A 14,410-nucleotide genomic window follows, 5' to 3' on the forward strand; every position below is an offset into this window, starting at 1 on the left:
GGGCGTCAGAGGCTGACGCCGAAGTCCTGGGCGATGCCGCGCAGGCCGGAGGCGTAGCCCTGGCCCACGGCACGGAACTTCCAGTCGGCGCCGTTGCGGTACAGCTCACCGAAGACCATGGCGGTCTCGGTGGCGGCGTCCTCGCTCAGGTCGTAGCGGGCGATCTCGGCGCCGCCAGCCTGGTTGAGGATGCGGATGTACGCGTTGCGCACCTGGCCGAAGTTCTGGCTGCGGGTCTCGGCGTCGTAGATGGAGACCGGGAAGACGATCTTGTCGACGTCGGCCGGCAGGCCCGCCAGGTTGACGTTGATCTGCTCGTCGTCGCCCTCGCCCGCGCCCGTGACGTTGTCACCGGTGTGCACGATGGTCTGGTCCGGGGTCGCCTTGTTGTTGAAGAAGACGAAGTGGCCGTCGGAGTAGACCTTGCCGCCCGTGTTAACCGCGATCGCCGAGGCGTCGAGGTCGAAGTCGGTGCCGGTGGTGGTACGGACGTCCCAGCCGAGGCCGACCGTGACGGCGGTGAGGCCGGGGGCCTCCTTGGTGAGGGAGACGTTGCCGCCCTTGGACAGGCTTACTGCCATGGGAAGTCCCTTTCATCTGTCGGTGCGGGCTTCGCGGTCACGAAGCTACCGTCACAGGTCATAACGCCGACAGGGGACCGCGAGGTTCCGCGCGCCTTTACTTTCTTTGCCGAAGGGTGCCGGGACGCGCAAAAAGAGGTGACGAACTGCTGGTGGGGCGGGGAACATGGGTGTCATGTCCGGGCCCTATGTCATCCGAGGTTCGGTCTCCCTGCCGGAGGCCGAGCTGATGTGGCGTTTCTCGCGGTCCTCCGGGCCCGGCGGCCAGCACGTCAACACCAGCGACTCCCAGGTCGAACTGCGCTTCGACCTCGCGGCCACCGAGGCGCTGCCCGAGGTGTGGAAGGAACGCGCGCTGGAGAGGCTGGCGGGCCGGCTGACCGGTGGCGTGATCGCGGTACGCGCCTCCGAGCACCGTTCGCAGTGGCGCAACCGCGAGACGGCCGCCGTACGCCTCGCGGCGCTCCTGGCGGAGGCGTCCGCCCCGCCGCCCAGGCCGCGCGTGAAGAAGAAGGTCCCCCGCGGGATCAACGAACGCCGGCTGCGCGAGAAGAAGCAGCGCGGCGATACGAAGAGGGGCCGCTCGGGACGGGACTGGTAGCGCGGTCCAGGACGCGGCGGTGGCTTCCGGCCGCGTGGTCCTCACCCCAGCTGCCGGTACCTGCCCCGGAAGTACGTCAGCGGCCCGCCGTCCCCGCTCGGCACCCGCGCCGCCAGCACCCGGCCGATCACCAGGGTGTGGTCGCCCGCGACCACCCGCTGCTCCGTGCGGCACTCCAGCGTCGCGAGCGCGCCGCCGGCCAGCGGGGCACCGGTGACCTCGCCGCGTACGTACGGGATGTCCTCGAAGAGCAGCCGGTCGCTGATCCGGCCCTTCATCGCGAACCGGCCCGCGATGTGCCGCTGGCTCTCCGCCAGCACGGACACCGCCCACAGCGGCTGCTCCGCGAGCAGGTCGTCCATCCGGGAGTCGTTGCGCAGGCTGACCATGACCAGCGGCGGGTCCAGGGACACGGACATGAAGGCGGTCGCGGTCATGCCGACGTCCTCGCCGCGTCCGCTCTCGTCGAGCGGCGGCTCCTGGGCGGTGACCAGCACCACGCCGGCCGCCAGCCGGGACAGGGCGGCACGGAACTCTTCGTTGCTCACCCCCTCAGCATGGGGGACGGGCTCGGTACGCGGGGTGGGGGGTTTCGTCTGCAACACACCGGGAACGCTAGCCGCGCGTCCGGGGTCCCCGCATCGGGCCAGGGGACCAGCCGGGTCCTAGGACCGCCGGGTTCCGCCACCCCTCTGACCTGCCCCGACCTCTTCCCGCTCGTTTGTGACTTGAGTCACAGACTGCAATATTTGCTGACCCTGTGTACCGAGTGCACAGCTCGCTGTGATTCAGTGGCCGTGACACTGCAGTAAGTACGTCATGTACGTCGATATGAATTCTGGAGTGCTGTCGAGGTCTCGGGGAGTGCGAGCGATGGACGCCGAGTCGGAGCCCTACGTCCGTCTCGCGACGATGCGGCAGCTGCACCAGGCCGTCGCCGATCTCAACACGGCGCGAAGCCTGGCCGACACACTGCAGACCGTGGCCGACGGGATCGTCGCCAATCTCGGCTACGAGCTTGCCTGCGTCAACCTCGTCCGCCCCGACGGCGACCTCGTCGTCGCCGCCCTCGCCGGGAACCACGCCGCCGAGGCCCTGATCACCGGCCGGGTCGGCTCCCGCGCCTCCTGGGAGCGCCGGCTCCTCATGGGCGAGGCGTGGGACGGGCTGCGCTTCATACCGCACACCGAGGGCTGGGTCCTCCTCGACGACGACGTGCCGCAGTGGCACACGGAGGGCCCCGAGCCCCGCTTCGAGGACGAGTGGCACCCGCAGGACCGGCTGTACGCCCCGATGTACGCCTCCGGCGGCGGCTCGGACCTCCTGGGCGTCATATCCGTCGACCGGCCGCGCAACGGACGCCGCCCGGGCGCCTGGGGACGCGAGGCGCTCCATATGTACGCGTCGCAGTCCGCCATCGCGATCAGCAACGCCCGGCTCCGGGCCAACATGCAGCGGGCCCTGGTCCGGCTGGAGCGCGAGCAACAGGCGCTCCGGGCCAGTGAGGAATCCTTCCGCCAGGCATTCGAGTACGCCCCCAGCGGGATGGCGATCGCCGAGCTGGGCGGCGACCAGCAGGGGCGGCTGCTGCGGACGAACGACGCGCTGTGCCGGCTGCTGGGCCGCCCCGCGTCGGTGCTGCGCCGCTACTCCTTCGCCGACCTGGTCCACCCCGAGGACATCGGCACCCTGCTCCGTACCTCCGCCGAGGGCGGCCGGGCCGAGCTGCGCCTGGGGCGGCGGGACGGTTCGTACCTGTGGGTGTCGCTGCGCAACTCGGTCGTCGCGGATACGGCGGACGGGCCGCGCTTCCTGCTGACGCACGTGGAGGACATCGAGGAGCGCAAGCGCCATGAGCTGAACCTCGCCCACCGGGCCTCGCACGACGCGCTCACCGGGCTGCCCAACAGCGCGGAGCTGCGGACCCGGCTCGGCGCCCGGCTGTGCGCCCGCCCGGACGCGGCGGCGACGACCGACGTCGAGGCGTTGGACGCGGCGTACGGGGACGTGGACGAGACGCGGGGGCACTACCCGGTCACCGGCCCGGGTGCGCACCCGTTCGACCACCATGTGCACGCGGTGGCGCCGGACACATCGAAGGACGACGGGGCGAAGGGGCTCGCGGTCCTCTTCTGCGACCTGGACGGCTTCAAGTCGATCAACGACCGCTTCGGGCACCACACGGGCGACGTGGTGCTCATCGAGGTGGCCAGGCGGCTGACCACCTGTGTCCGGGACGGGGACACCGTCGCCCGGCTCGGGGGTGACGAATTCGTCGTCCTCGCGGACGGCCTGGGTGCGGCGGACGCCGCTGACCTGGCGGTTCGCCTGCGAAATGCGATCATTCCGCCCATTCGGGTCGACGGGCGCGCGGTGCGTGTGGGGGCGAGTTTCGGCATCGGCTGGGCGGCCTGCGGGATGACCGCCGAAGAGGTGCTGCGCTCCGCCGACCAGCGGATGTACGTGGAGAAGCGGTCGCGGTCGAAGGTTCACCGCAGGGCAGGCTGACGTTCTTCCGCGCGTCCCCGCCCGGGTTCCCGCCGAGGTCCTTGTCAATTCTTGACATCGGCCATTCGAGGTAGGCTCGGCCGGTCGGCGAGGGCTGGCGATATTCGGCGACGGCTGGCGACATGGTGAGGAGTGACCCAGGGATGGCCGGGAACAACGGCGCGAGCACACCCGAGGACGACGATCCGTTCGGCTACCTCTACGAGGACGGGCAGGCGGCCGGTGCGCAGCCCCCGGGGCAGGGTGGCTACGGCTACCCGGGTCCCGCCGCCCAGCCCGGTGTGCCCCGGACCTCGTACAACCAGGTGCGGACCGTCGGTGAGCGGCAGTACGGGCAGCAGGCGTACGGCTACCCGCCCCAGGCGCCCCAGGGCCAGCCGAACGGGCAGTACGGCCAGCAGAACGGCGCCTACGGCCGGCCGAACCCGCAGTACGCCGCTCCCGAGACGTATCCCGGCGGCGCGGCCACCACGCAGGTGCCGCAGCAGGGCGGTCGCGGCGGTTCCGGCAAGGGCGGTCCGAACACCAAGGGTCTGCTGGTCGCGGCGGTCGCCGTGGTCGCGGTGGTGCTGATCGGCATCGGTGTGGCACTGATGACGAGCGACGGCGACAAGGACAACAAGGCCGAGGCGAACTCCTCGCAGGAGCCCGGCTCCCAGGTCGAGGAGTCCCCCACACCGGAGTCGTCCCCGTCCTCCTCGGCCCCGGCGGAGCTCCCGAAGCAGGACGCGGCCTCGCTCCACCTGGGCGGCTCGGCGCAGCTCGACAACACCGTGAAGGGTGCCAAGAGCGCGAACGGGCAGTACATCAACCTGAACGAGGTGGGCCGGTCGGCGACCTGGACGGTCGAGGTGCCGGAGGCCGGTGAGTACACGCTGTTCGTGACGTACGGCGTACCGGGCAAGGACGCCAAGACCTCGCTGACGGTCAACTCCGAGGACCCGCGCTCCATCAACATGGAGAACTTCGCGCACGCCCCCGAGGGCGACCTGGAGAAGGGCTGGACGACGACGTACGCCTACGTCAACCTCGTCAAGGGCCAGAACACGCTGATGATCTCGTGCAACGAGGGCGACCAGTGCGACGCCAATCTGGACCAGCTGTCACTGAAGGCCGGTCACCAGACCCGCTGACCGTACGGCGTACGACTTTCCGGCCCCCCTCGCCTCCGGAGGCGAGGGGGGCCGGCGCGTTCCCGGTCCGCTCAGCCCATCAGGGCGAGGAACCCGGCGACCGTCGCGGCCATGGCCTCGCGGCCGGGGGCGATGTACTTGCGGGGGTCGACGCCCGTGGCGTTCCCGGCCAGGTGGGCGCGGACGGCGCCGGTGAACGCGGTGTTCAGGGCGGTGCCGACGTTGATCTTGACCATGCCGGAGGCGGCGACGGCCTGGCGGATCTCGTCGTCCGGGACGCCGCTGGAGCCGTGCAGGACGAGCGGGACGGGGACGGCGGCGCGGAGCCGGCCGATCAGCTCGTGGTCGAGGGCGGCGGTGCGCTCGGTCATGGCGTGCGAGGAGCCGACCGCGACGGCGAGGGCGTCCACGCCGGTCGCGGCGACATACGCGGCGGCCTCGTCCGGGTCGGTGCGGACGCCGGGGGCGTGGGCGTCGAGCGGGGCCTCGCCCTCCTTGCCGCCGACCTTGCCGAGCTCGGCCTCGATCCAGATGCCGCGCTCGTGGCCCCAGGCGACGGCCTCGGCGGTGGCCCGGACGTTGTCCTCGTAGGAGAGCTTGGACGCGTCGAACATCACGGAGCCGAAGCCCTCGTCGTGCGCCTGGTGGAGCAGGTCCACGGACTCGACGTGGTCGAGGTGCAGGGCGAGCGGCGCGGAGGAGGTCCGGGCGACGGCGGCGGCGGCCGCGGCTATGGCGGTGAGCCGGCCGCCGTGGAACTTCACGGCGTTCTCGGAGACCTGGAGGATGGCGGGCGCGCCGGCCCGTTCGGCGCCGGTGGCGATGGCCTCCGCGTGTTCCAGGGTGATGACGTTGAAGGCGGCGATCCCGCGTCCCCGGGCCTGGGCGGCGGAGACGAGTTCACCGGTGCTGACGAGCGGCATTGCTGACCTCTGTTGTTTCTCCGGACCCGGCAGGCGGGCCCGGTGCGGGGCGGGGCGCGGCGCTCAGGCCGCCCCCGCTGCGTGTTCCTCGATGGCGACGCGCGGCAGCAGCTCCTCGTACGCCGTGCGGTCGAAGTCGCCCGCGGTGGGGGCCAGCACGGTCGCCGTCGACAGTGCCACCGCCCGGCGCAGCCGGTCCGGCCAGCTCAGGGACTCCACGAGCCCGGACAGCAGCCCGGCCACGGCGGAGTCGCCCGCTCCGGTCGGGTTGCCCTTGACGGGGGCGGGCGGCGAGGCCCGCCAGACGCCGTCCGGGGTGACGGCGAGCATGCCGTCCGGGCCGAGTGAGGCGATGACGCCGTGGGCGCCGCGGCGACGGGCGTCGCGGGTGGCGCGCAGGGGCTCGCGGGAGCCGGTGAGCTGGGCGAGCTCGTCGGCGTTCGGCTTGATCAGGTCGGGGCGGGCGGCGATGCCCCGGCGCAGCGGCTCGCCGCTGGTGTCCAGGAGGACGGGGACGCCGGCGGTGCGGGCGAGCCGGACGAGTTCGCCGTACGCGCCGACGTGGATGCCGGGCGGGAGGCTGCCGCACAGGGCGACGGCGTCGGCGGTCTTCAGCAGACCGGCGTACGCGTCGAGGAAGGCGGCCCATTCTCCGGCGGTGACGTGCGGTCCCGCCTCGTTGAACTGGGTGGTGTCGCCGGTGGCCGCGTCGGCCACGGCGAGGGTGCGGCGGGTGTCGCCGGAGACGGGGACGAGCGCGTCGGTGAGGGTGGCGCTCTGCCGGGGGAGCGCGGCGAGCAGGTCGCGCAGGACGGTCCCGGTGGCGCCGCCGGCGAAGCCGGTGACGACGGTGTCGTGGCCGAGGGCGGTGAGCACGCGGGCGACGTTGAGGCCCTTGCCGCCGGGGCGCTCGGAGAGGTCGGTGACCCGGTGGCTGGAGTGCGGTACGAGGGCGGGGACGGAGTAGGTGAGGTCGAGTGCCGTGTTCAGCGTGACCGTGAGGATCACCGCGGCCGCCCTTTCGCGTTCGGTCCGTGCTGCGCGCTGATTCCTTGCCGGAACGCGCTTTCCGTGCTGGTTTCCCAGGCGATCATGCCAAAGAGCTGGCGGTCGGCCCAGACCCCGGGGCCAACCGCCGTCTCTTCGTTACGTGTCTTCCGGGCGGGTCAGCGCGTCGCGGCCTCGGGGCGGACGATCCACTCGCCCTTGCGCATGACGCCCTTGAGCCGGAAGTCCTCGTCCAGGACGACCAGGTCCGCGTCCTTGCCGGGCTCCAGCGAGCCGACCTTGTCGTAGACGCCGAGGAGCCGTGCCGGGTTGGCGGAGATGGACGTGACCACGTCCTCGACGGGGATGCGGTCGATGGTCACGGCACGGTGGAAAGCGGTGTCCAGGGTGAGGGTGGAGCCGGCGATGGAGTTGCCCTCGACCAGCCGGGCGACGCCGTTCTCGACGTTCACGGCGAGCGGGCCGAGCTGGTAGCGGCCGTCGCCGAAGCCGGCCGCGTCCATGGCGTCGGTGATGAGGGCGACGCGGTCGGCGCCCGCGTGGTGGTAGGCCAGTCCGAGCGCGGCCGGGTGCAGGTGCGTGCCGTCGTTGATCAGCTCGACGGTGATCCGCTCGTCCTCCAGGAGCGCGGTGATCGGGCCGGGCGCGCGGTGCCCGATGCCGGGCATCGCGTTGTAGAGGTGCGTGGCGACGGTGGCGCCGGCGTCGATCGCCTCGACGGTCTGCTCGTACGTGGCGTCGGTGTGGCCGATGGCCGCGATGACGCCGTGCTCGGCGAGCAGCCGTACGGACTCGATGCCGCCGGGCAGCTCGGTGGCGAGGGTGAACATCTTCGCGGTGCCGCGCGCGGCGTCCATCAGCTTGCGGACCTCGGCCGGGTCCGGGTGGCGCAGCAGGACCTCGCTGTGGGCGCCCTTGCGGCAGGGGGAGATGAAGGGGCCCTCGAAGTGGATGCCGGCGAGGTCGCCCTGTTCGACCAGTTCCGAGAGGATGCCGGCGCGCTCGGCGAGGAAGTCCATCTCGCCGGTGACCGTGGAGGCGACGAGGGTGGTGGTGCCGTGCTCGCGGTGGGTGCGGACGCCGGTCAGGACCTCGTCCACGGTGCCGGAGGTGAAGGACGCGCCGCCGCCGCCGTGGTTGTGCATGTCCACGAAGCCGGGGACGATCCAGTGGCCGGAGAGGTCCAGGACCGGGGCGTTCTCAGCCCCGGTGCGGGAGATGCGGGTGCCCTCGACGGTCACCCGGCCGTCCTCGACGGTGCCGGTGGGCAGCACCACCCGGGCCCCTGCGAGAACGGTGCTGTCTGCGCGTCCGGCCATCAGGCGGATACCTCCGTGGAGAGTAGATCCCAGGCGAGCAGCCCTGCGCCCAGGCATCCGGCGGTGTCCCCGAGGGCCGCCGGGACGATGTGGGGCAGCTTCTGGAACGTGACGCGTTCCTCGACAGCCGCACGGAGTGGTGTGAACAAGGTTTCCCCGGCCTCGGCGAGCCCGCCACCGATGATGAGGGTGCGCGGGTCCAGCAGGGTGAGCGCGGTGACGAGTCCGGCGGCGAGCGCGTCGACGGCGTTCCGCCAGACCTCGTCGGCCTTCGGGTCGCCGGATTCGACGGCCTTGGCGCAGTCGGCGGCGTCCGCCTCCGGGTCGCCGGACGCGGCCGCCCAGGCGCGGCTGACGGCGGAGGCGGAGGCCAGGGTCTCCAGGCAGCCGCGCTGACCGCAGCCGCAGTCCGGGCCGTCCGGCCGGATCACGATGTGGCCGATCTCGCCCGCGCAGCCGTGGGCGCCCTCCTCGATCGCGCCGGCGATGCCGATGGCTCCGGCGATTCCGGTGCCGAGCGGGATGAAGAGGAAGCGGTCGGCGCCCTGGCCGGCGCCGATCCTGCCCTCGGCGAGCCCGCCGGTGCGGACGTCGTGGCCGAGCGCCACGGGCACCCCGCCGAGCCGTTCGCCGAGCAGCTGCCGCATGGGCACGTCGCGCCAGCCCAGGTTCGCCGAGTAGACGGCGATCCCCTTCTCCGCGTCGACGATGCCGGGCACGGCGACACCGGCCGCGACGGCGCTCTCGCCGAAGTGCTCCTCGCCGTATGCGCGCAGGTCGGCGGCGAAGGCGAGGATCGACTCCACGACGGCGTCGGGGCCGCGCTCTCTGCCGGTCGCGCGCCGTGCCTCGTGGAGCAGGGCGCCGTCGGCCCCGACCAGTGCGGCCTTCATTCCGGTGCCGCCCACATCGAGGGCGATGACGTGTTTCACGGGAAACAGTTTCGCCCGAGCGACCCCAAAAGGTCTAGTCCACTAGTGCTGTTTGTTGCGCACCCATACAAAATCCCGGTACCGGTTACGGGGAACGGCCCGGTTTGTCGAGAAGGCTGCCCGATCCCGGGCCGGCGTCTGCCCGATCCGGCCCGGTGTCTGCCCGGTTCCGGCTCGATCGGGTCCCGGTTCCGGTCCCGGGAGGGCCTACTCCGGCAGGATCACGCTGCGTGAGAGGTTCCGGGGGCGGTCGGGGTCGTACCCCTTCGACTCGGCCAGGACCACCGCGAGCCGCTGCGCGCGGATCAGGTCGGCCATCGGGTCCGCCGCCCCGTTGGCGACGAGCGTCCCGCCGACCGACGCGACCTCGCCGGCCAGCCCCTCGGGCAGGGCGCCGAAGACCCAGGCCACCCGGTTCGGACCGGTGATCGCGATCGGGCCGTGGCGGTACTCCATCGCCGGGTACGACTCGGTCCAGGCGCCGGCCGCCTCGCGCATCTTCAGCCCGGCCTCCTGGGCGAGGCCGTAGGTCCAGCCGCGCCCCAGGAACGTCCACTGCTCGGCCGCGACCACCGCCTCGTCCAGCGGCTCGGTCACCGCCAGCTCCGCGTCGACCGCCGCCTCGGCGACCGTCTTCACGCCGGCCGGAAGCGGACCGGCCGCCTCCAGGCCCGCCCGCAGGAAGGCGAGCGCGGTCGTCGCGAACCGGGTCTGGACCACTGACTCCTCGTCCGCCCAGTCCAGCACCGCGACCGCGTCGGCGGCCGCCATGACGGGCGTCTCCGGGTCGCCGGTCAGCGCGACGGTCGCGGTTCTTCCGCGCAGCTCGCGCAGGAGGGCCAGCACCTCGCTCGTCGTGCCGGAGCGGGTGATCGCGACCACCCGGTCGTACGGCCGTCCCACCGGGAACTCCGAGGAGGCGTACGCGTCCGTCTCGCCCTGCCCGGCGGCCTCCCGCAGGGCCGCGTACGCGATGGCCATGAACCACGAGGTGCCGCAGCCCGTGACGGCGACGCGCTCGCCCGGCTTCGGCAGTCCCTCGAACTCCGCGCCCGCCTGTGCGGCGCGCCGCCAGCAGCTGGGCTGGGTGGCAATCTCAGATGCGGTACGCGACATGCGGAGCGGCTCCTCGTGCTGGGCGGGTCGGGCGCGACGGGGTGGGCTGGTACGGGAACTGACGTGCCGTCGGTTGAAGGTCTGGACCAATAAGGCCCTTACGTCGAGACCTACTTAGCAGTCGCCACAGGTCCCGTGCAATGCTGCTGCGTTGTGGAAGCGAGACCTCCGTGGTGTAGACCTCTATGCCGGTGGCGGGCAAAATCGCAGCTCACCCGGAGCGCCCCGCACAGACGCGGTAGCCGCGGGCAGTGCGATCGACGAGGATGGACAGAGCTGTGCAGCGGCGTTACTTGGGACTGACGGCGGCTGTCGCCGTACTGGGGATGACGGCGACGCTGTCGGGCTGCGGCGCGGACGGCGGCTCCGGCGATGTGACGCTGAAGCTGGTCGCGGCCGACTACGGCACGAGCGAGGCGAACAAGTCCGACAAGTACTGGGACGGCATCGCCCGCAGCTTCGAGGCGTCCCACCCCGGCATCAAGGTCGAGGTGACCGTCCTGCCCTGGACCGACGTCGACCGCGAGGTCGCCAAGATGGTCAAGGACGGCAAGGCCCCCGACATCGCGCAGATCGGCGCCTACGCGGACTACGCGAAGGCCGGGAAGCTCTACTCCGCCGACGACATGCTGAGCATCCCGACCCAGGCCAACTTCCTGCCGAAGCTGATCGAGGCGGGGCAGGTCAACCGCATCCAGTACGGGCTGCCGTTCGTCGCCTCCACCCGGCTGCTCTTCTACAACAAGAAGCTCTTCTCGCAGGCCGGCCTCGACGCCCCCAAGACCTGGAGCGACATAGCCGGCGACGCCGCCGCGCTCAAGCAGCGCGGGGTGTCCTACCCCTTCGCGCTGCCGCTCGGTCCGGAGGAGTCCCAGGCCGAGACCCTGATGTGGATGCTCAGCGGGGGCGGCGGCTACACCGACGAGGTCGGCTCGTACGACATCGCCTCCGACGAGAACGCCAAGACGTTCGACTGGCTGAAGTCGAACCTCGTGGACAAGGGCCTCGTCGGCCCGGTCGCCCCCGGCGAGCTGAACCGCGCGAAGGCGTTCGAGGAGTTCTCGAAGGGGAAGGTCGGCATGCTCAACGGCCACCCCACGCTGATGGACGAGGCGCAGAAGCAGGGCGTCGCGGTCGGCATGGTCCCGCTGCCCGGCGAGCACGGCCCCACCGCGGGGTCGATGGGCGTCGCCGACTGGATCATGGGCTTCAAGCAGAACGACCACCGGGTCGAGATCGGCAAGTTCTTCGACTTCCTGTTCACCGACAAGAACGTGATCGAGTTCGCCGACATGTACGACATGCTGCCGGTCACCGGCAGCGCGTCCGCGGCCATGGAGGACGACGCCAAGTACAAGCCGCTGCACCAGTTCCTGGCGGCGCTGCCGGAGTCGGAGTTCTACCCGTTCGGCAAGACGTCCTGGGCGGCGGCGAGCGAGTCGATCAAGGAGAACATCGGCAAGGCGGTGCAGCCGGGGGCGAACCCGGAGAGTGTGCTGGACCGGATATCGCGGGACGCCACGCAGGCGGAGGCGGCGGAGTAGCCTCCGCGTTCCGCGGGGGCGGGTCGCGCCATATATTGGCTGATATGACCGCCCACCCCCCGAACGGCCCTGCCGAGTCCGCGCCGCTGTCCGACCGCGATCGCGCGGTGCTGGCGGTGGAGCGGCAGTCGTGGGCGGGGGCGGGGGCGAAGGAGCGGGCGATCCGGGAGCGGCTCGGGCTGTCGCCCACTCGGTACTACCAACTGCTGAACGCGTTGCTGGACGACCGGCGGGCGTTGGAGGAGGACCCGGTGACGGTGAATCGCCTTCGGCGCGTGCGGGAGGCTCGGCGGGGGAGGCGGTAGGGGCGCGAGCGGGCGCGGTACGCCTGCGGCGGGCCTGTTCCCCACCCCGCCCCTTCCCGGCACCGGGGCGCTGCCCCGGGCCCCGCTGCTCAGACGCCGCAGGGGCTTGGTTTCGGGGCGCTGCCCCGGGCCCCGCTGCTCAGACGCCGCAGGGGCTTGATCTGCCTCCCCGCATCGGGGACGCGCGGCGATACGCTCAGGCACATGGGCACCCCACAGACAATCGCAGGCCGCACCGGTCTGGACGCCATCCTCGCCCGACCGGCCGAGGCCCTCGTCGCGCTCGACTTCGACGGGACGCTGGCGGACATCGTGCCGGACCCGGAGCAGGCGCGGGCGCACCCCGGAGCCGTGGCGGCGCTCGCCGCCCTCGCGCCGAAGGTCGCGTCCGTGGCCGTGATCACCGGCCGCCCCGCCGACGTCGCCGTGCGGTACGCCGGGGTCGCCGGGGTCGAAGGGCTCGACCACCTCGTCGTGCTCGGGCACTACGGGGCCGAGCGCTGGGACGCCGTGACCGGGACCGTGCACGCCCCCGCCCCGCACCCGGGTGTCGACGCCGTGCGCGCGGAACTCCCCGGCGTGCTGGCGGAGTCCGGCCTCCGGGACGAGACCTGGACCGAGGACAAGGGCCGCGCCCTCGCCGTGCACACGCGGCGCGCCGCCGACCCGCAGGCCGCGTTCGACGCGCTGCGCGGGCCCCTCGGCGCGCTGGCCGCGCTGCACGGGCTGATCGTCGAACCGGGGCGGCTGGTCCTGGAGCTGCGGCCGCCGGGCATGGACAAGGGCGTCGCGCTCACCGAGTACGTGCGCGAGATCGGCGCCACGTCCGTGCTGTACGCGGGCGACGACCTGGGCGACCTCGCCGCGTACGCGGCCGTGGAGAATCTGCGCACGGACGAGGCGGACCCCGTGCCCGGGCTGCTCATCTGCAGCGGGAGCGCCGAGGTGCCGGAGCTCGCCGAGCGCGCCGACCTGGCCCTGCCCGGGCCCGGCGCGGTCGTGGAGTACCTGCGGGAACTCGCCGACCGGCTCGCCTAACCGCGGCGCAGCGCCTCCAGCTGGTCCAGGAACCACTGCTGCGGCGGCAGCGCGGTGGCCGCCTCGGCCAGGCGCTCCGTGCGGGCGGCCCGTACGTCGTCCGGGAGCGTCAGCGCCTCGTGCAGTGCGTCGGCCGTGGCGGAGACGTCGTACGGGTTGACCGTGAAGGCGTGCTCGCCCAGCTCCTCGTACGCGCCGGCCTCCCGCGACAGGACCAGCGCGCAGCCCTCGTCGGAGACGACCGGGACCTCCTTGGCGACCAGGTTCATACCGTCGCGGATCGGGTTGACGAGGGCGACGTCGGCCAGCCGGTAAGCGGCGAGCGAGCGGGCGAAGTCGTCCTTGACGTGCAGGACGACCGGGGTCCAGGCGGCCGTGCCGTACGTCTTGTTGATCGCGTCGGCGACCTGCTGGACCTCCGCGGTGTACTCCCGGTAGACCGCGAGGTCCTGGCGCGAGGGGTAGGCGAAGGCGACGTGCACGACGCGCTCCCGCCACTCGGGGTGTTCGTCCAGCAGGGTGCGGTAGGCGTGGAGGCCCCGGACGATGTTCTTGGACAGCTCCGTGCGGTCGACCCGGACGACGGTCTTCCGGTCGGGCCCGATCTGCTCGCGCAGGGCCGCCATCCGCTCGTCCACGTCCGCCTCGTGCGCGCGGCTCCGCAGGAATCCGGCGTCGGCGCCCAGGCCGTGGACGCCGACGCGGGTGTGGCCGGTGCCGCCGAGGAACTCCGTGCAGCAGCCGATGAAGGCGTCCGCCCAGCGGCGGGTCAGGAAGGCGGCGCGGTCGGCGCCGAGGATGCCGCGCAACAGCTGCTCGGCGATGTCGTCGGGGAGCAGCCGGAAGTAGTCGACGGGCGCCCACGGGGTGTGTGAGAAGTGGCCGATCCGCAGGTCGGGGCGGAGCTCGCGGAGCATGCCGGGGACCAGCGAGAGGTGGTAGTCCTGCACGAGGACGGCCGCTCCCTCGCCCGCCTCCTCGGCCAGCGCCTCGGCGAAGGCGCGGTTGTAGGTCTCGAAGGAGGCCCACTGCCTGCGGAACTCCGCGTCGAAGACGGGCTCGACGGGCGTCTGGTACAGCATGTGGTGGACGAACCACAGCACGGAGTTGGCGATGCCGTTGTACGCGTCGGCGTGCACCCCGGCGTCGATGTCGAGCATCCGGACGCCCGGCTCGCCGACCCCTCGGCGCACCGCCTCGCGGTCGCCGTCGCCGAGGGCGGCGCAGACCCACATCTTGTCGTCGACGGCGCTGAGGCCGGAGACGAGTCCGCCTCCGCCCCGTTTCGCTTCGAGGGTGCCGTCGTCGCCCAGGGCGTACGAGACGGGGCCGCGGTTGGACGCGACGAGGACCTGGGCAGCGGGCTGGGGGGCGTGCTCGGAGACCATGGCCGGAATCTAGC

The 14,410-nt window shown here is 72.3% G+C and carries 14 protein-coding genes; 6 read left to right on the forward strand and 8 right to left on the reverse strand.

The features are described from left to right. Nucleotides 1-5 precede the first annotated feature (5 nt). Complete coding sequence (locus ACN6LM_RS22105; protein ID WP_445067107.1) at nt 6-581, reverse strand: TerD family protein; 576 nt, start codon at nt 579-581, stop codon at nt 6-8. A 166-nt stretch (nt 582-747) separates the two neighbouring features. Between ACN6LM_RS22105 and arfB the strand changes: the two genes are divergently transcribed. After that, nucleotides 748-1,182, forward strand: a complete 435-nt coding sequence (gene arfB, locus ACN6LM_RS22110; protein ID WP_164401788.1) for an alternative ribosome rescue aminoacyl-tRNA hydrolase ArfB — start codon at nt 748-750, stop codon at nt 1,180-1,182. A gap of 41 nt (nt 1,183-1,223) precedes the next feature. Here the strand turns inward: arfB and ACN6LM_RS22115 are convergent, their stop codons facing one another. After that, on the reverse strand, nt 1,224-1,730 hold the full coding sequence (locus ACN6LM_RS22115) for a flavin reductase family protein (RefSeq protein ID WP_445067108.1): 507 nt from the start codon (nt 1,728-1,730) through the stop codon (nt 1,224-1,226). A gap of 325 nt (nt 1,731-2,055) precedes the next feature. Here ACN6LM_RS22115 and cdgB point away from each other — a divergent pair, with 325 nt between their 5' ends. Next, entirely contained in the window at nt 2,056-3,690 is a 1,635-nt protein-coding gene (gene cdgB / locus ACN6LM_RS22120) for a diguanylate cyclase CdgB (RefSeq protein WP_445067109.1), read from the forward strand. 143 nt (nt 3,691-3,833) lie between these two features. Further along, on the forward strand, nt 3,834-4,823 hold the full coding sequence (locus ACN6LM_RS22125) for a carbohydrate-binding protein (RefSeq protein WP_445067110.1): 990 nt from the start codon (nt 3,834-3,836) through the stop codon (nt 4,821-4,823). A gap of 71 nt (nt 4,824-4,894) precedes the next feature. Here the strand turns inward: ACN6LM_RS22125 and ACN6LM_RS22130 are convergent, their stop codons facing one another. The 5 genes from ACN6LM_RS22130 to ACN6LM_RS22150 all read right to left on the reverse strand — a co-directional run bounded on the left by ACN6LM_RS22130 (nt 4,895) and on the right by ACN6LM_RS22150 (nt 10,121). Then, entirely contained in the window at nt 4,895-5,746 is an 852-nt protein-coding gene (locus ACN6LM_RS22130; RefSeq protein WP_445067111.1) for a class II fructose-bisphosphate aldolase, read from the reverse strand. Nucleotides 5,747-5,809: 63 nt separating this feature from the next. Beyond that, on the reverse strand, nt 5,810-6,754 hold the full coding sequence (locus tag ACN6LM_RS22135) for a 1-phosphofructokinase family hexose kinase (RefSeq protein WP_445067112.1): 945 nt from the start codon (nt 6,752-6,754) through the stop codon (nt 5,810-5,812). A gap of 158 nt (nt 6,755-6,912) precedes the next feature. Continuing rightward, nucleotides 6,913-8,073, reverse strand: coding sequence for an N-acetylglucosamine-6-phosphate deacetylase (nagA, locus tag ACN6LM_RS22140; protein WP_445067113.1), 1,161 nt, complete (start codon nt 8,071-8,073; stop codon nt 6,913-6,915). Further along, on the reverse strand, nt 8,073-8,966 hold the full coding sequence (locus ACN6LM_RS22145; RefSeq protein ID WP_445067135.1) for an ROK family protein: 894 nt from the start codon (nt 8,964-8,966) through the stop codon (nt 8,073-8,075). Before ACN6LM_RS22145 ends, nagA begins: the two co-directional genes overlap by 1 nt. A gap of 246 nt (nt 8,967-9,212) precedes the next feature. Beyond that, nucleotides 9,213-10,121: an SIS domain-containing protein gene (locus tag ACN6LM_RS22150; RefSeq protein ID WP_445067114.1), complete on the reverse strand. Its 909-nt coding sequence runs from the start codon at nt 10,119-10,121 to the stop codon at nt 9,213-9,215. A gap of 266 nt (nt 10,122-10,387) precedes the next feature. On the opposite strand from ACN6LM_RS22150, the gene ACN6LM_RS22155 reads away from it, so the two are divergent. The 3 genes from ACN6LM_RS22155 to otsB all read left to right on the forward strand — a co-directional run bounded on the left by ACN6LM_RS22155 (nt 10,388) and on the right by otsB (nt 13,008). Further along, a complete protein-coding gene (locus ACN6LM_RS22155) occupies nt 10,388-11,665 on the forward strand; it encodes an ABC transporter substrate-binding protein (RefSeq protein WP_445067115.1) in 1,278 nt (425 codons plus the stop codon). A gap of 44 nt (nt 11,666-11,709) precedes the next feature. Next, nucleotides 11,710-11,970, forward strand: coding sequence for a DUF3263 domain-containing protein (locus tag ACN6LM_RS22160; RefSeq protein ID WP_164401777.1), 261 nt, complete (start codon nt 11,710-11,712; stop codon nt 11,968-11,970). A 204-nt stretch (nt 11,971-12,174) separates the two neighbouring features. Further along, the gene (otsB, locus tag ACN6LM_RS22165) at nt 12,175-13,008 is read left to right on the forward strand and encodes a trehalose-phosphatase (protein ID WP_445067116.1); all 834 of its coding nucleotides are present in this window, start codon (nt 12,175-12,177) and stop codon (nt 13,006-13,008) included. Here the strand turns inward: otsB and ACN6LM_RS22170 are convergent. Further along, the gene (locus ACN6LM_RS22170; protein WP_445067117.1) at nt 13,005-14,396 is read right to left on the reverse strand and encodes an alpha,alpha-trehalose-phosphate synthase (UDP-forming); all 1,392 of its coding nucleotides are present in this window, start codon (nt 14,394-14,396) and stop codon (nt 13,005-13,007) included. The genes otsB and ACN6LM_RS22170 overlap by 4 nt on opposite strands. Nucleotides 14,397-14,410: the final 14 nt, after the last annotated feature.

It is taken from the genome of Streptomyces sp. SAS_281 (assembly GCF_052542855.1).